The following is a 22,829-nucleotide window of genomic DNA, read 5'->3' as shown; positions in this document are numbered from 1 at the left end:
GGCGCCGGCCCACGTGCGTCACCTCCTGCTGCCGGGATGCCGGCGGCAGGCGGCTGGCTCGAGGAGGGCCGGGCGCTATTTCGGAGGCGGATGCGCGGGCCGCGTCGGCAACAAAAAACCCCGCAGACGCGATGTCGTGCGGGGTTGTTGCGCGTGACGCTGAATGTGGTGGCGGAACACGGAACCGAACCCGCGTCCGCTTGCTGAACCAGATAGCAACGCCTCGGCCTTGAGGGCGCGGATTCGATGATTTGAGCTTTTCGGGGGTTGCAGTTCGGTTGGTTGCTGGCAGGGGCTTGACAAAATTCTGCGATATTGCAAATATCACAAACATGACAGATCAAGCCTCCTCCCTGCCCAATACGCTTCGCGCCATCCGCGCCAAGCTCAACCTCACCCAGGAGCAGCTCGCAGAGCGGCTGGGTGTTTCGTTCGCCACCGTCAACCGTTGGGAAGGTGGTGGTAGCAAACCCCAACGTGCAGCGGTGCAGGCCATCACGGCGCTCGCCCAAGATGCTGGTGTTGCAGACGAGCCTGCTGTGGACCCGGGCGAGAGCCCCATGCCGCCACGCCGCCGTCGCGGGCGCGCGGCAGCTGCTCAGGCCACCAGCACCAAACCAATGGAACAAATGCTCTGGGATGCGGCGTGCTCGATCCGGGGCGAGAAAGATGCGGCCAAGTTCAAGGACTACCTGCTGCCCTTGCTCTTCCTGAAGCGGCTGTCCGACGTGTTCGATGACGAGATCGAACGGCTAGCCGAAGAGTACGGCGACAGTGCTACCGCTCTGGAGATCGCTGAATCCGATCACTCGCTGCTACGTTTCTACCTGCCCCCGGAAGCCCGATGGGCGGTTATCAGCGGGCGCGAGTCATTTGACTGGCCGCTGGACGAGCGCGGCCGCCCGACCGCGCCTAGGGACATCGGTGAGCACCTGACTAAGGCCGTGCGTGCCGTGGTCAAGCAGAACCCGACGCTCTCCGGCGTGATCGACGTGGTGGACTTCGCTACAGAACGCAACGGCGAGCGCGACATCAACCCCGCCAAGTTGCGCGGCGTGGTTGAGACGTTCTCCGATCCGCGCTACCGCCTCGGCCTGGCCGACGTGCAGCCAGACTTCCTGGGGCGTGCCTATGAGTACCTGCTGCGCAAGTTCGCCGAAGGGTCGGGCCAGAGCGCCGGTGAGTTCTTCACGCCGACCGAGGTGGGCTTCTTGATGGCCCACGTCATGCGGCCGAAGCCCGGCGAAACCTGCCATGACTACGCATGCGGCTCGGCGGGGTTGCTCATCAAACTGCAGCTCGTCGCCCGCGAACTCGACCCGACCAGCAAGGTACCGCTCAGGCTCTCCGGCCAGGAGCTCCAGGCCGAGAGCTACGCCGTCGCGCAGATGAACGCAATCATCCACGACATGGAGGTGGAGCTCGCGCGCGGCGACACGATGATTAATCCCAAGTTCCGGAATGCTGACGGCACGATCCGCCAGCACGACATCGTCGTTGCCAATCCGATGTGGAACCAGCCGTTCACGTCAGACCTGTTCGCCAACGACCCGTTTGATCGATTCCGCACTGCCGGCGGCGTCACGAGCGGCAAGGGCGACTGGGCTTGGTTGCAGCACACGCTTGCCTGCATGGATGACGACGGTCGGGCCGCAGTGGTGCTTGATACCGGCGCGGTCACACGCGGCTCAGGCTCGAAGAACGAGGACAAGGAGCGAAACATCCGCAAGTGGTTCGTCGATCAGGACTTGATCGACGGGGTGATCCTGCTGCCCGAAAACCTCTTCTACAACACGACGGCGGCGGGCGTGATCGTGGTGCTAAACAAGCGCAAACCCGCCGCGCGCAAGGACAAGATCGTCCTGCTCAACGCCAGCCGCCACTTCCGCAAGGGCCGGCCGAAGAACTACCTGCCCGAGGAGGACATTCGGGCTCTGGCGGCGATGTACCTCAAGGGCGAACCGGTAGAGGGCGAGCTGACTGTCATCACGAAGCAGCAAGCCGAAGAGGCGGACTACAACCTCAGCCCGGGGCGTTGGATCGCACAGGGCGGCGACGCTGACCATCGGTCCATCAAGAGCATCGTCAAGGACATGCTGGCACTAGACGAGAAGGCCAGAGAGATTGACCAGACCCTCGCAAAGGTGCTCGCACCGCTATGACAAACCCAAACTGGAAATGGCGCCCCCTGGGCGAGCTGTTCGACATTGGCGCCGGAAAGACGATGTCCGCCGCCGCGCGCGCTGGCACTGACAAAGTCCCCTTTCTTCGCACATCGAATGTGCTGTGGGACGAAATCGATCTCACGGAGGTTGACGAGATGTCGATCTCTGCAGCCGAGCTAGTGGACAAGAGCCTCAAGGCGGGTGATCTGCTGGTCTGCGAGGGTGGAGAGATCGGGCGTGCGGCCGTCTGGGATGGTCGCGTACCGGTGATGTCGTTCCAGAACCACCTGCATCGTCTGCGCCCCATTCAGGACGACGTCGATGCGCGGTTCTACGTCTATTTCCTGCAGAGTGCGTTCACGCAGCTGGGCATCTTTGAAGGCGCAGGCAACAAGACTACGATCCCCAATCTTTCTCGCAACCGGCTCGCGGCACTGGGCGTTCCCCACCCGCCGCCAGCAGAACAGCAGTCGATTGCGCAGTCGCTTGCCAAGGTGCGCGACGCGATCACCGTTCATGACAAGGCCACATCAACCGCATTGGAGCTGAAACACGCGGTGATGAATGACCTTTTCACGCGCGGCTTGCGCGGCGAATCGCAGAAGGAAACGGAGATCGGGCCGATGCCGGAGAGCTGGAACCTCGTCGAGTTCCGCGAAATCCGGGAGTGGTTGCAGTACGGCACATCCACCCACTGCACCGTGGAAAGACGCAGCTATCCGGTTTTGCGGATACCGAACGTCGAGTCCGGGCGCGTCAACCCTTCTGACTTGAAGTACTGCGACCTTTCTGCCGCTGAGGCCAGCAAGTATCTGCTGCAACCAGGCGATCTCCTTTTCATTCGCACCAACGGGGTACTGGAACGACTAGGCTCTTGCGCCGTCTATCAGAGGGAGCCGGAAGGGGCCCTCTTCGCGTCCTACCTGATCCGGGCTCGCATCAAGACGGGAGTCGCCGATCCGCGGTACCTCTCCTATTTCTACGGATCACGCCGCGGCACATCGCTGGTCGCCGGCCGCGCGACCCCAGCGGCAGACGGCAAGTACAACTTGAACACCGGCACCATTGACTCGCTGCCGCTGCCCCTGCCATCTACGTTGGACGAGCAGGCGGAAATCGTCGGCGTCCTCGAAGCCCTCGACCGCAAGATCGACCTGCACCAGAAGAAGCGCAAGGTACTGGAGGAGCTTTTCAAATCCTTGCTGCATAAGCTGATGACCGGGGAAATCTCGGTCTCGGATCTGGATTTGTCGGCCCTGTCCACGGCCTCGACACAGCGTGAGGAGGTCGCGGCATGAGCACACTGAAGATCAGCGAGGCCGGCACCGTGCAGTTCCCGATGGTGAAGCACGCCGTGGAGATCGGCTGGACGCCGATCACACCGGAGGACGCGCGCGCCAAGCGCGGCGGCGAGGCGGGCACCTTCTTCCGCGACGTGCTGGAAGCCAAGCTCGCGGCGTTCAACCCTTGGATGTCCGCGGACGCGGTCCGCTCTGTGGTGGAAACGCTTGATGCGCTACCAGCCAGCATTGAGGGCAACCGTGAGCTTCTGGCCTGGTTGCGCGGCGAGCGCCAGTGGTACGACGAGGCGGAAAAGCGGCACCGGCCGGTGACGCTGATCGACTTCGAGCACGTGGCGGACAACGCTTTCCACGTGACGTGGGAGTGGAAGATCAAGCCGCCCGCGCGCAAGGGCAACCGCGCCGATGTGATGTTCGTCGTCAACGGCGTGCCGGTGGTGATCGTCGAGCACAAGAACCCGAAGGACGGTGACGCCATCGAGCGTGCGATTAAGCAACTGCGCCGCTACGAGCTGGAGACGCCGGAGCTGCTAGGTACGGCCCAGCTCTTCAACGTGACGCACCTGCTGGACTATTGGTACGGCGTGACCTGGAACGCCAACCGGCGCGACATGGCACGCTGGAAGCAGGCGCCGGAAGAGACCTACCGCTTCGCGGTGCAGGCCTTCTTCGAGCCCACCGACTTCCTGCGCACGCTACAGCACTGGATCTTGTTCTACGTGCAGGACGGCGAGACCCGCAAGTCCATACTGCGGCAGCACCAGCGGCGAGCGATTGACGCGATCCTGGACCGCTGCGCTGATCCGACCAAGACGCGCGGTCTGGTCTGGCACACCCAGGGTTCGGGCAAGACCTTCACCCTGCTGACCGCCGCGCGGCTGATCTTGGAAGACAGGGCGCGCTTCGCCAATGCGACGGTGATCCTGGTGGTAGATCGCACCGAGCTGGAAGGCCAGTTGAAAGGCTGGGTGGAGCGCCTGCTCGGCGAGATGCAGCAGCAGGACATCGCGGTCAAGCGAGCCAACAACAAGGCTGAGCTGCAGTCCTTGCTGGACGCCGACTTCCGGGGCCTGATCATCTCGATGATCCATAAGTTCGAGGCCATCCGCAAAGACAGTTGCCTGCGCGACAACGTCTACGTCTTCATCGACGAAGCCCACCGCTCGGTGGCCAAGGACCTCGGCACCTACCTGATGGCTGCGGTGCCCACGGCCACGATCATCGGCTTCACCGGCACGCCCATCTCGCGCACCTCGCAGGGCGAAGGCACGTTCAAGATCTTCGGTACTCAAGACGAGCTCGGTTACCTGGACAAGTACTCGATTGCCGAGAGCATCGCCGACGAGACCACGCTGCCAATCAAGCACGTGATGGCGCCGAGCGAGATGACGGTGCCTGCCGAGCGACTGGACAAGGAGTTCTTCGCGCTGGCCGAAAGCGAGGGCGTCACCGATGTTGAAGAGCTGAACAAGGTGCTTGACCGCGCCGTGGGCCTGCGCACCTTCCTCACCGCTGACGACCGCATCGAGAAGGTGGCCGCCTTCGTCGCCGAGCACTTCAAGGAGAACGTCCTGCCGCTGGGCTACAAGGCGTTCGTGGTGGCGGTGAATCGCGAGGCCTGCGCCAAGTACAAGAAGGCGCTGGACAAGCTGCTTCCTCCCGAATGGACGGCACCGGTCTACACGCAGAACGCGGCGGATGTGGTGGACCGTCCGCTGGTGGCCAAACTGCAGCTCTCGGACGAGGGCGAGGAGCAGGTGCGCCTGCTGTTCAAGAAGCCCACCGAAAACCCAAAGATCCTGATCGTCACCGACAAGCTGCTAACGGGCTACGACGCCCCGCCGCTGTACTGCCTGTACCTCGACAAGCCAATGCGCGACCACGTGCTGCTGCAATCCATTGCGCGCGTGAACCGCCCGTACGTGGATGCCAATGGCGTCCAGAAGCGCGTCGGGCTGGTGGTGGATTTCGTGGGCGTGTTGCGCGAACTGAAGAAGGCGCTGCAGTTTGATTCGTCGGACGTCAGCGGCGTGATCGAAGACCTAGACGTGCTGCTCCAGGACTTCCTGCAGAAGATCGCGCAAGCCGAGAAAGACTACCTGCTGGTTTCCAGCGGGGACACGCCGGACGAGCGGCTGGAGAAGCTGGTCTTCGGCCGCTTCCTCGCGCCCGAAGCGCGCAAGGCGTTCTTCGAGGCCTACAAGGAAATCGAGGCGCTATGGGAAATCCTCTCGCCATCGCCGGAGCTGCGCGATCACATCGTCACCTACAAGCAGCTTACGCAGCTCTATGCAGCGGTGCGCAACGCTTACGCCGAGAAGGTCGGGTTCGTGGCGGACCTGGCCTACAAAACACGCCGCTTGATCGAGGAGAGCGCGGAACAGCAAGGGCTGGGTAGGTTGACCAAGAGCGTCACATTCGACGTGCGGACCTTGCAAGCTCTGCGGAAAGAGGACGGCTCAGACGAGGGTAAGGTCTTCAACCTGGTGCGGGGCCTGCAGCAGGAGATGGACGAGGACCCGGCGGCCGCGCCCGTGCTGCAACCCTTGAAGGATCGCGCCGAGCGCATCCTCAAGGACCTGGAGGATCGTAAGACTACCGGCCTGGCCGCAATGGACCAGCTCGCGGCATTGGCGGCCGAGAAGGAAATCGCGATGAAGGCCGCACGGGACAGCGGACTTTCAGCGCGAGCGTTTGCCGTCTACTGGGTGCTGCGCGAAGACGCTGCTGTCAAGGCGGCGTCGGTCGATGCGATGGCGCTCGCAAAGGATGCCGAAGCACTGTTGTCGCGCTTCCCGAATGCAGCTGTGAATCCCGATGAGCAACGCCGCCTTCGCGCGGCCATGTACAAGCCGGTATTGGCACTTCGACAGGACGAACGCGCCCGTGTCGTCGACCTGATCATCCGGCTGCTGCTTGCAGAGGCCGGCGAGTGAAGTCGTCCCTGTACCCCACGCAAGAACTGCGACGACGTGCTCTGGCGTGGGCGGTGAAGTTGCGCCTCAACCCGCGTGTCGTTCGGGTTCAGGAAATGCGCAGGAAATGGGGCTCCTGCTCCTCGGCCGGGACGGTCACCTTGGCCGCCGATCTGGTCAGTCAGGATGAACGCTTCCAGGACTACGTCATCGTCCATGAGTTGCTTCACTTGCGCTTCGCGAACCATGGGCGGGTGTTTAAGGCGCTGATGAGCGCGCATGTGCCGGGATGGCGTGAGTTCGAGGAGACGCGTCGCGCACGCAAGACAATTGACCAGCCTGCCGATCGGCAGAACTGATTTCAAGCAAATTCCAAGAAAGGCTGCGCGAACATCTGTGCGGATTAATCACTATGGCAAAGAAACGAATTTCAAAAAGCACTCTGTCCATGTTTCTCCGCACAAAGTGCGACCGTGAGCTTTATCTGTCATTACACGAGGACTCGGAGCTTGAGGCCAACGGCATGCCTGTCCCTCTGCAGGCACGACCTGGAATTGGAGTGCTGCAAACCGCAGGCCGTGATTTTGAGGATGAGCGGAATGATCAATTGCTTCAGTCCTTCGGCAGCCTGGGAGCCTATCCGAACTTTTGTGTGTGAGGCATAAACTGATGGCCAAGGAGCCACTTTATGCCACGCAAACGCAAGGAAGAAGTGACGATTGAACCGGGCAAGGGATTGAACCTGGACCCGGAACTCATCAAGCAACTGGTGCCCGGGACGCTGGATCGGGCGACGATCAACGAGCAATTCGCGGCCCTGAAGAAGGCGATATTCGAGCGCGCGCTGGGCGGCGAACTGACCCACCACCTGGGCTACGAGAAGGGCGATGCCAAGCCGGCGGGCCGCACGAACCATCGCAACGGCACCAGCCGCAAGCGCATCGCAACCGACAATGACCTGCTCGACGTCGAGATTCCGCGCGACCGCGAAGGCACGTTCGATCCGGTGCTGATCGCCAAGGGCGAGCGACGCTTCACAGGCTTCGACGACAAGATCATCGCGATGTATGCCCGCGGCATGAGCGTGCGGGAGATTCAGGGCTTCCTGCTGGACATGTATGGCATCGAGGTGTCGCCGGACTTCATCAGCACGGTGACTGATGCCGTGATCGACGAAGTGCGCGAATGGCAGCAGCGACCGCTCGAGCCGATGTACCCGGTCGTGTTCTTCGATGCCTTGCGAGTCAAGATCCGCGACGAAGGCGTGGTGCGCAACAAGGCGATCTACCTGGCGCTGGGCGTGCGCCGCGACGGCACACGCGACGTGCTCGGCCTTTGGATCGAGCAGACCGAGGGCGCCAAGTTCTGGCTGCGGGTGGTGAACGACCTGAAGCTGCGCGGCGTGCAGGACATCCTGATCGCCGTGGTCGACGGCCTGAAGGGCTTCCCCGAAGCGATCAACACGGTGTTCCCGGAAACGACGGTCCAGACCTGCATCGTGCATCTGATCCGGAACTCGCTGGACTTTGCCAGCTGGAAAGACAGGAAATCGGTCGCAGCGGCGCTCAAGGAGGTCTATCGGGCACCGTCGGCCGAAGCGGCCGCCGTGGCGCTGGACGCGTTCGATACGAGCCCGTGGGGTACGAAATACCCTCCGATTGCCGCGCTCTGGCGCCGGGCCTGGGATCAGGTGATTCCGTTCTACGCCTTCGCGCCTGACATCCGGAAAATTGTATATACGACCAACGCGATCGAGTCGCTGCACATGCAGCTTCGAAAGATCATCAAGGCGCGCGGCCACTTCCCGTCGGACGAGGCCGCGCTCAAACTGATCTGGCTGGCGCTGCGCAACGTCGTGGCCAAGTGGACCGGCTCTCGGCACGATTGGAAGAGCGCGATGACACAGTTCGCGCTGCTTTACCCGGAACGATTCAACATTGGAGTCCGAATCTCAACCCGCCTCACACACGAAATTCCGGATACCTCCGGCGCTGTTCGGCCCCGTTGCATGAACTGGCGGCCGCACTGCGGCGGCCGTCAGTCGTACCCCATCTTCAAATCTTGCGCCTGCGCGGCGAGTTCCTCCAGCGCGCGCAAGCGCTTCGGATCGACCCGGAGTCGTCGCTCGTAGGCCTCGGCGCGCTGCCGTAGCGCCAACAAACGCTCATCACTCGTCGCCGCGTCGGACGCAGCCCTGATCGCCTCCAGCACCTGCTGGTACTCGGCGTCTGAGCGGATCGGCATCACGTCTTCCACGGTTCTCATCGGTTCTCCTGGTAGTTCGGCCTCATCCTGCGCCGGGGTTCGGCCACAGCCAAGCCCTCCCTGCGGGAAGCCACCGCCGGGGCGGCTTCCGTGCGTTTCTCCGTTCTCGGTGCCCGACCGGGGGAAGCAGTTGCAATCTACAACCAGCCCCGCGCAAACCCGCAAGAATGCGGGAGGTGTGGCCGAGAACGCTCACGAGGCCAGCAGAGAAAAACGGAGACAGAGAGGCGGGAAGGACGCCGAAACGGGGTCACCCGGCTGGGTGGCGCTCGCGAGACATCGACGCGGAACCGCGCCAACACTGGCGTTCCGGGCAGAAAAAAACCCAACCGAGAGTGGTTGGGTTTTTGGTAAGTGGTGGAGGCGGCGGGAATCGAACCCGCGTCCAGAAGCGCTCTACGACTAGTTCTACATGTTTAGTTCAGTCTTTTGATTTAACCGCAGCGACGCGGACGAACACGCTGCGCTACGGCGATTCGCTAAGTTTTCGACCCGGCCGTCGCGACGCCGGCAAGGCTTAACTGACGTATATGACCTCTGGCGGTATTGCTACCGGTCTTGCGACGCTAGCCCGTCAGTGAACTAGGCAGAGGACGGCGGCCCTTAGGCTGCCAGTGCGAACGTATCGTCGTTTGCAGTTACGTTTTTCCCATTGATTAACGAGGTGACGGGTCCTCGACATGCCCTAGCCGCTTCACAACCCCTGTCGAAACCAGGTCGCCCCCGCGGATAAGATTGATCATTATAGCGCAACATCGCGCAGCAGATCGCGCAGCTCGCCGGTCGTGCCGACGAGGTGCTGCGCACGCCAGTCGCCCGGCGCGGCGCCGTCGCCGCAGTAGCCGTACGCGGCCGCGACCGTCGCCATCCCGGCTGCGTAGCCCGCCTGAATGTCGCGCAGGTCGTCGCCGACGTAGACGATGCGGTCCGGCGCCAGTGCGAGCAGGCCGGCCGCGTGCAGCAGCGGAGCGGGATGCGGCTTCGAGTGCGGCGTCGTGTCGCCCCCCACCACGCAGGCCGCGCGCGACGCGAGGCCCAGCAATTCGACGAGCGGCGCGGTCAGCCGCATCGCCTTGTTCGTGACGATCCCCCAACGCACGCCGCGCGCTTCGAGTTCGTCGAGCACCTCGGCAATGCCGGGGAACAGCGTCGTCTGAACGCAAATATCGGCGGCGTAGTTTGCGAGGAACTCGTCGCGCATCGCATCGTAGCCGGGCGTCTCGGGCGTGATGCCGAACGCGCCGCCGAGGAGGCCGCGCGCGCCCGCGGACGCGAGGCGCCGCAGCGCGTCGAGCGGCGTTTCCGGCAGGCCGCGCACGCGCTGCATCTTGTTGACGGCCGCCGCGAGATCGGGCGCCGTATCGGCGAGCGTGCCGTCGAGGTCGAACAGCACGGCTTCGCAGTGCTGCAGGGGCGGTGCGTCGAGCACGTCCCGCGCGGGCGAAAGGGGAGTCGTCATGCGGGTCGGCAGGTTACGCGGCGCGGCGGCACGCGACCAGGTAGTTGATGTCGGTGTCGTTCGACAGCGCGAAGCGCTTGCCGAGCGGGTGATACGTGATGCCCTTGATCTCGACGATGTGGAGATCGGTCGCGCGCACGAAGCCCGCGAGTTCCGACGGCCGGATGAAGCGCGCGTAGTCGTGCGTGCCCTTCGGCAGCATCTGCGCGATGTATTCGGCGCCGATCACGGCGAACAGGTACGACTTCAGGTTGCGGTTCAGCGTCGAGAAGAACACCCAGCCGCCCGGCTTCACGAGCGTCGCGCATGCGGCGACGATGTCGGCCGGCGACGGCACGTGCTCGAGCATTTCCATGCAGGTGACGACGTCGTAGGTACCGGGCTCGCGCGCCGCGATCGCTTCGGCCGCGATCGCTTCATAGTCGACGGTGATTCCGCTCTCGAGGCTGTGCAGATCGGCCACGCCGAGCGCTTCGGTCGACAGGTCGATGCCTTTCACCTGCGCGCCGAGGCCGGCCATCGATTCGGACAGGATGCCACCGCCGCAGCCCACGTCGAGCGCGCGCTTGCCGGCGAGATGCGCATGCGAATCGATCCAGGCGAGCCGGACCGGGTTCAGGTCGTGCAGCGGCTTGAATTCGGCATTCGGATCCCACCACCGATGGGCGAGGTCGCTGAATTTCTGGAGTTCGTGCGGATCGGCGTTGGTCATGTCGGCAAACGGGATACGGGAGGAGGGCGGTGCTTCGGTTCGTCAGTCCCGAGTATATAAGATGCGGGCGAGCGGCGAACCGGCGAGCGCCCGGACGGGCGTCAATGAAAAAGCCCCGCCGGAGCGGGGCTTTGAAGCAGTCGAAAACCGCGGCTTACTGCGCCGGAACGGTCGTCTTCTGCACTTCTTGCGTACCGACCACTTCCACTTCCACGCGGCGATCCGGTGCGAGGCAGGCGATCAGTTGCTTGCGGTTCTTCTGGTTGCAGCCCGTCGTGACCGGGTTGCGCTTGCCCTTGCCTTCCGTGTAGATCTTGTTGGCCGGGACACCCTTGCTGACCAGGTACGACTTGACGGCTTGCGCACGGCGCAGCGACAGACGGTCGTTGTACTTGTCCGAACCGATGCGGTCGGTGTAGCCCGTTGCGACGACCACTTCCGTGTTCATGCCCTGGATCTTCGAAGCCAGTTCGTCGAGCTTCTGCTTGCCCAGCGGCTTGAGCGTCGCCTTGTCGAAGTCGAACAGTGCGTCGGCTTGATACGTGATCTTCTGGCTCGTGATGGCCGGAGCGACCGGAGCGACCGGCGGCTGCGGTGCCTGGGCGACCAGTGCGCCGTCGCACTTCGCGTTGGCGGTGGCCGGCGTCCAGAACGCGTCACGCCAGCAGAGCTCGTTCGTGCCGTTCATCCACACCCATTCGCCCGTGCCGTTCACCCAGTTGTCATTGACGGCTTGACGCGACGCCGGCACCGACTGTGCCGAAGCGGATGCAGCCATAACTGCGGTAGCTGCAATGAACGCGAGCTTTGAAAGTTTATTCATATTTCTCCTCTCGAAATTGAGATTACCGCAGGTTTACTGCGAGCCTGTTGACGGTGACAAGTCATACATTGCTCGAAGTATAACATTGGTGCGGCACAAAAAACGCGGCACCGCTCTGTGTAGACTTCGAGCAGCGTCTAACTTTCAGTGCGTTGGCATTTTGCCATATCGTTCCCTTCCTACGAAAAAAAATCCTCCCCACCCCAAGATCGTCTCCGCGATTGTGGTGCATGCGCAACACCGGCCTGCCGTAAGTTTCAGGAATTGTCAAGGGCGTACCCGCAAAATTGCGCGGGACGCGAAGGTCGTTTACCGGCGCGGCCGGCGACGCGACAGATCGCCGCACGACCGTGCGGTGCGCCGGCCGAGTGCGCAGCCGGCGCCGCGCAAATTTCCGCTATTTATATATAGAGGGGCGGCGAATTGGCGGCTGTTGGGCGCATGTTAGAATCTCGCGTTGCGTTGCGCATGCATCGCTCACGCGAAAGGCGTTCCCGTCTTCGCTCCGAAAAGATACGGATACATGGATCAATTCGCCAAAGAGACCCTGCCCACCTCCCTCGAGGAGGAAATGCGCCGTTCGTATCTCGATTACGCGATGAGCGTGATCGTCGGACGTGCCCTCCCGGATGTCCGCGATGGCCTGAAGCCCGTGCACCGGCGCGTACTGTTCGCGATGCACGAACTGAACAACGACTGGAACCGGGCCTACAAGAAGTCGGCGCGTATCGTCGGCGACGTGATCGGTAAATACCACCCGCACGGCGACAGCGCGGTCTACGAAACGATCGTGCGGATGGCGCAGGACTTCTCGCTGCGCTACATGCTGGTCGACGGGCAAGGCAACTTCGGCTCGATCGACGGCGACAACGCCGCCGCGATGCGCTACACCGAAATTCGCATGGCGAAGATCGGTCACGAGCTGCTTGCCGACATCGACAAGGAAACGGTCGACTTCGGCCCGAACTACGACGGCAGCGAGATGCAGCCGCTGATCCTGCCCGCGCGGATCCCGAACCTGCTGATCAACGGTTCGTCGGGCATTGCGGTCGGCATGGCGACCAACATTCCGCCGCACAACCTGAACGAAGTCGTCGATGCGTGCCAGCATCTGCTGAACAATCCCGACGCGACGATCGACGAGCTGATCGAGATCATCCCGGCGCCCGATTTCCCGACGGCCGGCATCATCTACGGCGTCGCCGGCGTGCGCGACGGCTACCGCACCGGGCGCGGCCGCGTCGTGATGCGCGCGGCCACGCACTTCGAGGAAATCGACCGCGGCCAGCGCATGGCGATCATCGTCGACGAGCTGCCGTACCAGGTCAACAAGCGCTCGCTGCTCGAGCGCATCGCCGAGCTCGTCAACGAGAAGAAGCTCGAGGGCATCTCCGACATCCGCGACGAGTCCGACAAGAGCGGCATGCGCGTCGTGATCGAGCTCAAGCGCGGCGAAGTGCCGGAAGTGGTGCTGAACAACCTCTACAAGGCGACGCAGCTGCAGGACACGTTCGGCATGAACATGGTCGCGCTCGTCGACGGCCAGCCGAAGCTGCTGAACCTGAAGGAAATCCTTCAGTGCTTCCTGTCGCACCGCCGCGAAGTGCTGACGCGCCGCACGGTCTACGAACTGCGCAAGGCGCGCGAACGCGGCCACGTGCTCGAAGGTCTCGCGGTCGCGCTCGCGAACATCGACGAATTCATCGCGATCATCAAGGCCGCGCCGACGCCGCCGATCGCGAAGCAGGAACTGATGGCGAAGGCGTGGGATTCGTCGCTCGTGCGCGAGATGCTCACGCGCGCCGAAGCCGAGAACGCGGCGGCCGGCGGCCGCGCGGCGTATCGGCCGGAAGGGCTGAACCCGGCGTTCGGGATGCAGGGCGACGGGCTCTACAAGCTGTCCGACACGCAGGCGCAGGAAATTCTGCAGATGCGTCTGCAGCGCCTGACGGGCCTCGAGCAGGACAAGATCATCGGCGAGTATCGCGACGTGATGGCGCAGATCTCCGATCTGCTCGACATCCTCGCGCGTCCGGAGCGGATCACGACGATGATCGGCGAAGAGCTGACCACGGTGAAGGCCGAGTTCGGCGACGCGCGCCGCTCGAAGATTGAGCTGAACGCGACCGAGCTCAACACCGAGGATCTGATCACGCCGCAGGACATGGTCGTCACGATGTCGCACGCGGGCTACGTGAAGTCGCAGCCGCTGTCCGAATACCGCGCGCAGAAGCGCGGCGGTCGCGGCAAGCAGGCGACGCAGATGAAGGAAGACGACTGGATCGAGACGCTGTTCATCGCGAACACGCACGATTACATGCTCTGCTTCTCGAACCGCGGCCGCGTGTACTGGATCAAGGTCTACGAGGTGCCGCAGGGCTCGCGCAACTCGCGCGGCCGTCCGATCGTCAACATGTTCCCCCTGCAGGATGGCGAGAAGATCAACGTCGTGCTGCCGGTGAAGGAATTCTCGGCCGACAAGTTCGTGTTCATGGCGACGTCGCTCGGCACCGTGAAGAAGACGCCGCTCGAGGCATTCAGCCGTCCGATGAAGAAGGGCATCATCGCGGTCGGCCTCGACGAGGGCGACTACCTGATCGGCGCGTCGATCACCGACGGTGCGCACGACGTGATGCTGTTCTCCGACGCCGGCAAGGCCGTGCGCTTCGACGAGAACGACGTGCGGCCGATGGGGCGCGAGGCGCGCGGCGTGCGCGGCATGCAGCTCGACGAAGGGCAGCAGGTCATCGCGCTGCTGGTGGCCGGCAGCGAAGACCAGTCGGTGCTCACCGCGACCGAGAACGGCTTCGGCAAGCGCACGCCGATCACCGAATACACGCGCCACGGCCGCGGCACGAAGGGTATGATCGCGATCCAGACGTCCGAGCGTAACGGCAAGGTCGTCGCGGCGACGCTCGTCGACGCCGAAGACCAGATCATGCTGATCACGACGGCCGGCGTGCTGATCCGCACGCGTGTGTCGGAGATCCGCGAGATGGGACGCGCGACGCAAGGTGTTACACTCATCAGTCTCGATGAGGGTACGAAGCTCTCTGGCCTGCAGCAGATCGCCGAGGCCGAGGACGGTGACGGCGAAGCCGACGAGGCGTCGGACGGCGAGGCCTGAACGGATGAGACTCTCGGGCCGCCGCACGCGTGCCGCGCAAGCGGGTGAGCGCAGCACGCTGCGATCGGCGAGAAAACATTCATATTTCCAAGAGGGAGTGATGATGCAAAAGCAATTCAAGCAACTGGTCCTGCTGGCTGCACTGGTGCCGACGTTCGCGATGGCGCAAGCGCTGTCGAATTCCGCACCGGCTGCACCCGCGGCAGCTGCGCCGATCGACGCCGACAAGAAGGCGGCGATCAAGGACCTGCTCGACGCGATCGACGCGCCGAAGCTCGTGTCGGCCATCGGCAACAGCGCCGAGATGCAGGCGAAGCAGCTCGTGCCGGCGATCCTGTCGGACGCACTGTCCGAGAACAAGACGCTGAACGACAAGCAGAAGCAGGCTGCCGTTCCGACGCTGCAGAAGAACGCGGTGCCGAAGCTGGTCGACAGCGCAGGCAAGGTGTTCGGTACGCAGCAGTTCCAGAGCGACGCGATGTCGGCTCAGTACGACGCGTACGCGAAGTACTACAGCACGTCGGAGATCAAGGATCTGACGACGTTCTACAAGAGCCCGACGGGCCGCAAGTTCATCCAGGTTCAGGATCAGGTCGGTCGCGACGTGGTCAACGGCCTGATGCAGAAGTACATGCCGCAAGCGATCCAGGCGACGCGCGCCCAGGCCGACAAGGAAGTCGCGGCCGTCAAGCCGGGCAAGTAAGCGGTCCGGGCACGCCGCCGGCCGATCGGCCGCGTTTGGCGGGAGCCTGATGACAGTGCGATAATGGCCGTTTGCGCGCGAGCGCAAGCGGCCATTTCTTTTCCGGCGCGGCTCATTGGCATTGCATGACAGGCGGCAAGCCCGCCGGTCGCGTCCCTCCCGAGGTTTTTCACGATGCGCGTCTTTAATTTCTCCGCCGGCCCCGCGGCGCTGCCCGAGGAAGTGCTGCGGCAGGCCGCCGACGAAATGCTCGACTGGCACGGCAGCGGCATGAGCGTGATGGAGATGAGCCATCGCGGCAAGGAATTCATGTCGATCCACGAGGCGGCGCTCGCCGACCTGCGCGAGCTGCTCGACGTGCCGGCGAGCCATCGCGTGCTGTTCCTGCAGGGCGGCGGCATCGCGGAGAACGCGATCGTGCCGATGAACCTGCTCGGCTCGCGCAAGACGGCCGACTTCGTCGTGACGGGCTCGTGGTCGCAGAAGTCCTTCAACGAGGCGAAGAAATACTGCACGCCGCATCTCGCGGCAACCGGCAAGACGGACGCCGGCTTCACGCGCGCGCCGGCGTTCGCCGAATGGCAACTGTCGGACGATCCGGCCTACGTGCACCTCTGCACGAACGAGACGATCGACGGCGTCGAGACGTTCGAGATCCCCGATCTCGGCGACGTGCCGCTCGTCGCCGACGTGTCGTCGCACATCCTGTCGCGCCCGATGGACGTCGCGAAGTACGGCGTGTTGTTCGGCGGCGCGCAGAAGAACATCGGGATGGCCGGCGTGACGGTCGTGATCGTGCGCGAGGATCTGCTCGACCGCGCGCTGTCGATCTGCCCGTCGGCGTTCGAATGGAAGACCGTCGCCGCGAACAACTCGCTGTACAACACGCCGCCCACGTATGCGATCTACATCGCGGGCCTCGTGTTCCAGTGGCTGAAGCGGCAGGGCGGCCTCGGCGCGATCGAGGCGCGCAACATCGAAAAGGCGAAGCTGCTCTACGACACGATCGATGCGAGCAGCTTCTATCTGAACAAGGTCGAGCCGGCGGTGCGTTCGCGCATGAACGTGCCGTTTTTCCTGGCCGACGAATCGCGCAACGAAGACTTCCTTGCCGGCGCAAAGGCGCGCGGGCTGCTGCAGCTGAAGGGCCACAAGTCCGTCGGCGGCATGCGGGCGTCGATCTACAACGCGGTGCCGCTCGAGGGCGTGAAGGCGCTCGTCGAGTACATGAAGGACTTCGAGCAGCGCTGCGCCTGACGGCGGCGCGCGGCTCAAACAGCACGGCAAAACGCATGGACGACGAACTGAATTCCCGCCTGAAACCGCTGCGCGACCGCATCGACGCGATCGACGCGCAGCTGATCACGCTCCTGAACCAGCGCGCCGCAGTGGCGCTCGAGGTCGGCGAGGTCAAGAAGCATTTCAACGCGCCGGTGTTCCGGCCGGAGCGCGAACTGCAGGTGATCGCGCGGCTGCAGGACATGAGCGCCGGGCCGCTCGCGAGCGAGCATATCAGCGCGATCTGGCGCGAGATCATGGCCGCCAGCCGCGCGCTCGAGCAGACGATCCACGTCGCGTTTCTCGGGCCGGTCGGCACGTATAGCGAACAGGCGATGTTCGAGTATTTCGGCCAGTCGATCGAGGGGCTGCCGTGTCCGTCGATCGACGAGGTGTTCCGCTCCGTCGAGGCCGGCGCCGCATCGTTCGGGATCGCGCCGGTCGAGAATTCGACCGAGGGCGCGGTGTCGCGCACGCTCGACCTGCTGCTGCAGACGCAACTGCTCATCAGCGGCGAGCTCGCACTGCCGATCCACCACAATCTGCTCACGCAGAGCGGTACGCTCGACGGCGTGAAGCGCGTGTGCGCACACGCGCAGGCGCTCGCGCAATGCCAGCAATGGCTCGCGGCGAACGCGCCGCATCTCGAGCGGCAGGCCGTCGCGAGCAACGCGGAAGCCGCGCGGCAGGCGGCGGCCGATCCGACCGTCGCGGCGATCGCGGGCGATCGCGCGGCCGCGCATTACGGGCTGCAGATCGCGTTCTCGCTGATCCAGGACGATCCGCACAACCGCACGCGGTTCGTGATCATCGGCAAGCAGCCGGCCGGTCCGACCGGATACGACCAGACGTCGCTGATCGTTTCCGTGAAGAACGAACCGGGCGCGGTGTTCAAGCTGCTCGAGCCGCTCGCGCGGCACGGCGTGTCGATGACGCGTTTCGAGTCGCGTCCGGCGCGCGTCGGCACGTGGGAGTACTACTTCTATATCGACATCGAGGGGCACCGCGACGACGCGCCGGTCGTGGCCGCGCTCGCGGAGCTCGGCCAGAAGGCCGCGTTCCTGAAGATACTCGGTTCGTATCCGCGCGCGCGCTGAGCGTGCGGCCGCGTCCCGCACGCGGCGCGCGTGTCGCGAGGGCGCGCGCAGCGCAGGCCGGACGGCGCTGCGAAGGCGGGTTCGGGCGGCATCCGCGAGCGATCGCGCGGTGCGGGCCCGTTGCCCGGGATCTGGAATTCCGTGTGCGCGGCTGCGGCCCGTGCGCGTAACTTGGCTCTAGTCGTGTCAGGCTTTGCATTCAACAAACTGGTCATCTTCGGCGTCGGCCTGATCGGCGGATCGCTGGCCCGCGCGCTGCGCGAACGTGCGCCGGGCGGCGCGGGCGAGATCGTCGGCGTCGGTCGCTCGCGCGCCTCGGTCGAACGCGCGCTGGCGCTCGGCGTGATCGATCGCGCGGCGGCGCTCGACGACGACGCGCAGTTGCGCGACGCGCTCGCCGGCGCGGATCTCGTGTTGCTGGCCGCGCCGGTTGCGCAGACGGGCCCGCTGCTCGGCCGCATCGCGCCGTGGCTCGACGCCGCGACGATCGTCACCGACGCCGGCAGCACGAAGTCGGACGTCGTCGCGGCCGCGCGCGACGCGCTCGGCGAGCGGATCGCGCAGTTCGTGCCGGGCCATCCGATCGCCGGACGCGAATCGAGCGGCGTCGAGGCCGCGCTGCCGGATCTCTATGTCGGCCGCAACGTCGTGCTGTGCCCGCTGCCCGAGAACGCGCCCGCGACGGTCGCGCGCATCGACGCGATGTGGCGCGCGACGGGCGCCGACGTGCGCACGATGAGCACGGCGCAGCACGATCGCGTGTTCGCGTCGGTGAGCCATCTGCCGCATGTACTGTCGTTCGCGCTCGTCGAGCAGATTCTCGGCGAAGCGGACGCCGAACTGAAATTCTCGTATGCGGCCGGCGGCTTTCGCGACTTCACGCGAATCGCCGCGTCGAGCCCCGAAATGTGGCGCGACGTGTGCATTGCGAACCGCGCGGCGCTGCTCGACGAGCTCGACGGCTACACGCGCGTGCTCGCGCGGTTGCGCGCGGCGATCGACGCCGGCGACGGGGCCGCGCTCGAAGCGGTCTTCACGCGCTCGCGCGCGGCGCGCCGTGCGTGGCAGGAGCGCGGCGCCAAGCCCGCTGCCGAAGCGAACAAGCAATAACAGGACGATTCCCATGGACTATCTCGATCTCGGCCCGTATTCCAGTGCGTCGGGCACCGTGCGCCTGCCCGGCTCGAAGAGCATCTCGAACCGCGTGCTGCTGCTCGCCGCGCTCGCCGAAGGCGACACGACGATCACGAACCTGCTCGATTCCGACGATACGCGCGTGATGCTCGACGCGCTCGGCAAGCTCGGCGTGAAGCTCGCGCGCGATGGCGACACGTGCGTCGTCACCGGCACGCGCGGCGCGTTTACCGCGAAGACGGCCGATCTGTTCCTCGGCAATGCGGGCACGGCCGTGCGGCCGCTGACGGCGGCGCTCGCGATCAACGGCGGCGACTATCGCGTGCACGGCGTGCCGCGCATGCACGAGCGGCCGATCGGCGATCTCGTCGACGGGCTGCGTCAGATCGGCGCGCAGATCGACTACGAGCAGAACGAAGGCTTTCCGCCGCTGCGGATCCGGCCCGCGACGATCTCGGTCGACGCGCCGATCCGCGTGCGCGGCGACGTGTCGAGCCAGTTCCTCACCGCGCTGCTGATGACGCTGCCGCTCGTGAAGGCGAAGGACGGCCGCAGCATCGTCGAGATCGACGGCGAACTGATCTCGAAGCCGTACATCGACATCACGATCCGGCTGATGGCGCGCTTCGGCGTGAACGTCGAGCGCGAGGGTTGGCAGCGCTTCACGGTGCCGGCCGGCGTGCGCTATCGCTCGCCGGGGCGAATCATGGTGGAGGGCGATGCCTCGTCGGCGTCGTACTTCCTCGCGGCCGGTGCGCTCGGCGGCGGCCCGCTGCGCGTCGAGGGCGTCGGACGCGCGAGCATCCAGGGCGACGTGGGCTTCGCCAACGCGCTGATGCAGATGGGCGCGAACGTGACGATGGGCGACGACTGGATCGAGGTGCGCGGCATCGGTCACGACCACGGCAAGCTCGAGCCGATCGACATGGACTTCAATCTGATTCCCGACGCGGCGATGACGATCGCGGTCGCGGCGCTGTTCGCGAACGGCACGAGCACGCTGCGCAACATCGCCAGCTGGCGCGTGAAGGAAACCGACCGCATCGCCGCGATGGCGACCGAACTGCGCAAGGTCGGCGCGACCGTCGAGGAGGGCGCCGACTATCTCGTCGTCACGCCGCCCGCGGCGCTCACGCCGAACGCCGCGATCGACACGTACGACGATCACCGGATGGCGATGTGCTTCTCGCTCGTCAGCCTCGGCGGCGTGCCCGTGCGGATCAACGATCCGAAGTGCGTCGGCAAGACGTTCCCCGACTATTTCGACCGCTTCGCCGCGCTCGCGAAGGCCTGACCGACTGACCTGATGAAATCCACCCGACCCTTTCACCCGACCCCCGTCATCACGATCGACGGCCCGACCGCTTCCGGCAAGGGCACCGTCGCGGCGCTGGTCGCCGCGCATCTCGGCTTTCACCTGCTCGACAGCGGCGCGCTGTATCGCCTCGCGGCGCTCGCGAGCATGCGCTACGACATCGCGGCCGAAGACGTCGACGCCCTTGTGAAACTGATCGACGATCTCCACATCACGTTTCGCGAAGGCTGTGCCCAGCTCGACGGTGTCGACGTGTCGAACGACATCCGTGCCGAGGCGGTCGGCAACCGCGCGTCGGCCATCGCGGTGCACGGGCCGGTGCGCGCCGCACTGGTGGCGCGCCAGCGCGCGTTCCGCAAGACGCCGGGCCTCGTCGCGGACGGCCGCGACATGGGCACCGTGATCTTTCCGGACGCGATGCTGAAGGTGTTCCTGACGGCCAGCGCGGAGGCACGCGCGGCCAGACGGCATAAGCAATTGATGCAAAAAGGTTTTTCTGCTAATATTGATGACTTGCTCCGGGATCTCCGCGAGCGCGACGCGCGCGACAGCAATCGTGCGGCCGCGCCGCTGAAGCCCGCGGCAGACGCCAAGCTGCTCGATACGTCGGCATTGTCGGTCGATGAAGCGGTCGACCAGGTGCTGCAGTGGTACCGGGCGCTCGGCCAGCCCGCCTGATCCGGCGGGCGGCAGTAGGTGCTCCGCGCGCAAGCGCGGAGTGTGTGTTGAACCCTTAACCCCGTGTGGTTTTCGCTCTGGCCCTTTCAGTCAGCCATTCCGGCTGGCGCGGCACCGCGATCCACGCACAAACCGATTTTTATGTCCGACCTGCAAACCTCCAACCCGAATACCGAATCCTTTGCGGCTCTGTTCGAAGAGTCGCTGACCCGCCAAGACATGCGCGCCGGCGAAGTGATCTCCGCCGAAGTCGTGCGCGTCGACCACAACTTCGTGGTCGTCAATGCAGGCCTGAAGTCCGAGGCTTACATTCCGATCGAGGAATTCCTGAACGATCAGGGCGAGGTTGAGGTGCAGGCGGGCGATTTCGTGTCCGTCGCGATCGACGCACTCGAAAACGGCTACGGCGACACGATCCTGTCGCGCGACAAGGCGAAGCGCCTTGCATCGTGGCTGTCGCTGGAAAAGGCACTCGACAACAACGAACTCGTCACCGGCACGATCACCGGCAAGGTGAAGGGCGGCATGACCGTGATGGTCAACGGCATCCGCGCGTTCCTGCCGGGTTCGCTCGTCGACACGCGTCCGGTCAAGGACACGACGCCGTACGAAGGCAAGACGCTCGAGTTCCGCGTGATCAAGCTCGATCGCAAGCGTAACAACGTCGTGCTGTCGCGTCGTGCCGTGATCGAAGCGACGCAAGGCGAAGAGCGCGCGAAGCTGCTCGAAACGCTGAAGGAAGGCGCGATCGTCAACGGCGTGGTCAAGAACATCACCGACTACGGTGCGTTCGTCGACCTCGGCGGCATCGACGGCCTGCTGCACATCACCGACATCGCATGGCGTCGTGTGCGTCACCCGAGCGAAGTGCTGTCGGTCGGCCAGGAAGTCACCGCGAAGATCCTCAAGTTCGACCAAGAGAAGAACCGCGTGTCGCTCGGCATCAAGCAACTGGGCGACGATCCGTGGGAAGGCATCTCGCGCCGTTACCCGTCGGGCACGCGTCTGTTCGGCAAGGTCACGAACATCACCGACTACGGCGCATTCGTCGAAGTGGAGTCGGGCATCGAAGGCCTGGTCCACGTGTCGGAAATGGACTGGACGAACAAGAACGTCGCACCGTCGAAGGTTGTCCAGCTCGGCGACGAAGTCGAAGTCATGGTGCTCGAGATCGACGAAGACCGTCGTCGTATCAGCCTCGGCATGAAGCAGTGCAAGCCGAATCCGTGGGATGACTTCAGCCGCAACTTCAAGAAGGGCGACAAGATCACGGGCGCAATCAAGTCGATCACCGACTTCGGCGTGTTCATCGGTCTGCCGGGCGGCATCGACGGCCTGGTCCACCTGTCGGACCTGTCGTGGAGCGAAGCCGGCGAAGAGGCCGTTCGCAAGTACAAGAAGGGCGACGAAGTCGAAGCGATCGTGCTCGGCATCGACGTCGAGAAGGAGCGCATTTCGCTCGGCATCAAGCAGCTCGAAGGCGACCCGTTCAGCAACTACGTTGCCATGAACGACAAGGGCTCGATCGTCGACGGCGTCGTGAAGTCGGTCGACGCGAAGGGTGCGGTCATCGCGCTGACGGGCGACATCGAAGGCTACCTGCGTGCGTCGGAAATCTCGCAGGATCGCGTCGAAGATGCGCGCAACGTGCTGAAGGAAGGCGACAAGGTCAACGCGATGGTGATCAACATCGATCGCAAGTCGCGCGGCATCAACCTGTCGATCAAGGCGAAGGATTCGGCCGAGCAGCAGGAAGCGATCCGCGGCCTGCAAGCCGACACCAGCGCTGCCGCGACCGGTACGACCAACCTCGGCGCGCTGCTGAAGGCGAAGCTCGACGGCCAGAACCAGTAAGCC

16 protein-coding genes, 1 other RNA gene and 1 pseudogene are annotated in these 22,829 nt (G+C 64.4%); 14 read left to right on the top strand and 4 right to left on the bottom strand.

All coding sequences use genetic code 11. The features are described from left to right. The first annotated feature begins 332 nt into the window (after positions 1 to 332). The 6 genes and pseudogenes from BCR55_RS02990 to BCR55_RS02970 all read left to right on the top strand — a co-directional run. Complete coding sequence (locus BCR55_RS02990) at positions 333 to 2,162, top strand: N-6 DNA methylase (RefSeq protein WP_035947096.1); 1,830 nt, start codon at positions 333 to 335, stop codon at positions 2,160 to 2,162. Beyond that, on the top strand, positions 2,159 to 3,463 hold the full coding sequence (locus BCR55_RS02985) for a restriction endonuclease subunit S (RefSeq protein WP_006410415.1): 1,305 nt from the start codon (positions 2,159 to 2,161) through the stop codon (positions 3,461 to 3,463). Before BCR55_RS02990 ends, BCR55_RS02985 begins: the two co-directional genes overlap by 4 nt. Continuing rightward, a complete protein-coding gene (locus tag BCR55_RS02980) occupies positions 3,460 to 6,402 on the top strand; it encodes a type I restriction endonuclease subunit R (RefSeq protein WP_006410402.1) in 2,943 nt (980 codons plus the stop codon). The genes BCR55_RS02985 and BCR55_RS02980 overlap by 4 nt, the downstream gene beginning before the upstream one ends. Continuing rightward, positions 6,399 to 6,740, top strand: coding sequence for a M48 family metallopeptidase (locus tag BCR55_RS02975; RefSeq protein ID WP_006410411.1), 342 nt, complete (start codon positions 6,399 to 6,401; stop codon positions 6,738 to 6,740). The genes BCR55_RS02980 and BCR55_RS02975 overlap by 4 nt, the downstream gene beginning before the upstream one ends. Positions 6,741 to 6,793: 53 nt before the next feature. Beyond that, complete coding sequence (locus tag BCR55_RS30035) at positions 6,794 to 7,039, top strand: hypothetical protein (RefSeq protein ID WP_201776352.1); 246 nt, start codon at positions 6,794 to 6,796, stop codon at positions 7,037 to 7,039. Positions 7,040 to 7,069: 30 nt separating this feature from the next. Further along, positions 7,070 to 8,314: pseudogene (locus BCR55_RS02970) on the top strand (IS256 family transposase); the annotation flags it as partial. Positions 8,315 to 9,001: 687 nt separating this feature from the next. Here the strand turns inward: BCR55_RS02970 and ssrA are convergent. The 4 genes from ssrA to ompA form a co-directional block, all read right to left on the bottom strand. Then, positions 9,002 to 9,371: a transfer-messenger RNA gene (gene ssrA, locus BCR55_RS02965) on the bottom strand. A gap of 17 nt (positions 9,372 to 9,388) precedes the next feature. Next, on the bottom strand, positions 9,389 to 10,105 hold the full coding sequence (gph, locus tag BCR55_RS02960; RefSeq protein ID WP_065494155.1) for a phosphoglycolate phosphatase: 717 nt from the start codon (positions 10,103 to 10,105) through the stop codon (positions 9,389 to 9,391). A gap of 13 nt (positions 10,106 to 10,118) precedes the next feature. Continuing rightward, a complete protein-coding gene (ubiG, locus tag BCR55_RS02955; protein ID WP_006400737.1) occupies positions 10,119 to 10,817 on the bottom strand; it encodes a bifunctional 2-polyprenyl-6-hydroxyphenol methylase/3-demethylubiquinol 3-O-methyltransferase UbiG in 699 nt (232 codons plus the stop codon). 154 nt (positions 10,818 to 10,971) lie between these two features. Then, positions 10,972 to 11,640 (bottom strand): outer membrane protein OmpA, encoded by a 669-nt coding sequence (gene ompA, locus BCR55_RS02950; RefSeq protein ID WP_006400736.1) that lies wholly within the window; start codon positions 11,638 to 11,640, stop codon positions 10,972 to 10,974. A gap of 523 nt (positions 11,641 to 12,163) precedes the next feature. Between ompA and gyrA the strand changes: the two genes are divergently transcribed. The 8 genes from gyrA (at position 12,164) to rpsA (ending at position 22,826) form a co-directional block, all read left to right on the top strand. Then, a complete protein-coding gene (gene gyrA, locus BCR55_RS02945) occupies positions 12,164 to 14,767 on the top strand; it encodes a DNA gyrase subunit A (protein WP_012213844.1) in 2,604 nt (867 codons plus the stop codon). 103 nt (positions 14,768 to 14,870) lie between these two features. After that, complete coding sequence (locus tag BCR55_RS02940; protein WP_006400733.1) at positions 14,871 to 15,470, top strand: DUF2059 domain-containing protein; 600 nt, start codon at positions 14,871 to 14,873, stop codon at positions 15,468 to 15,470. A 174-nt stretch (positions 15,471 to 15,644) separates the two neighbouring features. Next, on the top strand, positions 15,645 to 16,727 hold the full coding sequence (gene serC / locus BCR55_RS02935; protein WP_006400732.1) for a 3-phosphoserine/phosphohydroxythreonine transaminase: 1,083 nt from the start codon (positions 15,645 to 15,647) through the stop codon (positions 16,725 to 16,727). A 35-nt stretch (positions 16,728 to 16,762) separates the two neighbouring features. Then, positions 16,763 to 17,845: a prephenate dehydratase gene (pheA, locus tag BCR55_RS02930; RefSeq protein ID WP_006400731.1), complete on the top strand. Its 1,083-nt coding sequence runs from the start codon at positions 16,763 to 16,765 to the stop codon at positions 17,843 to 17,845. Between the two features lie 183 nt (positions 17,846 to 18,028). Further along, entirely contained in the window at positions 18,029 to 18,955 is a 927-nt protein-coding gene (locus BCR55_RS02925) for a prephenate dehydrogenase/arogenate dehydrogenase family protein (RefSeq protein WP_065494154.1), read from the top strand. 13 nt (positions 18,956 to 18,968) lie between these two features. Continuing rightward, positions 18,969 to 20,273, top strand: coding sequence for a 3-phosphoshikimate 1-carboxyvinyltransferase (aroA, locus tag BCR55_RS02920; RefSeq protein ID WP_006413202.1), 1,305 nt, complete (start codon positions 18,969 to 18,971; stop codon positions 20,271 to 20,273). Between the two features lie 12 nt (positions 20,274 to 20,285). After that, positions 20,286 to 20,972, top strand: a complete 687-nt coding sequence (gene cmk / locus BCR55_RS02915) for a (d)CMP kinase (protein ID WP_006406242.1) — start codon at positions 20,286 to 20,288, stop codon at positions 20,970 to 20,972. A gap of 141 nt (positions 20,973 to 21,113) precedes the next feature. After that, positions 21,114 to 22,826 (top strand): 30S ribosomal protein S1, encoded by a 1,713-nt coding sequence (gene rpsA / locus BCR55_RS02910; protein WP_006400727.1) that lies wholly within the window; start codon positions 21,114 to 21,116, stop codon positions 22,824 to 22,826. Positions 22,827 to 22,829: the final 3 nt, after the last annotated feature.

The sequence above is a fragment of the Burkholderia sp. CCA53 genome (genome assembly GCF_001685525.1).
In the GTDB taxonomy this organism is placed as follows: domain Bacteria; phylum Pseudomonadota; class Gammaproteobacteria; order Burkholderiales; family Burkholderiaceae; genus Burkholderia; species Burkholderia multivorans.
This window is presented reverse-complemented; position numbering and strand designations above follow the sequence as displayed.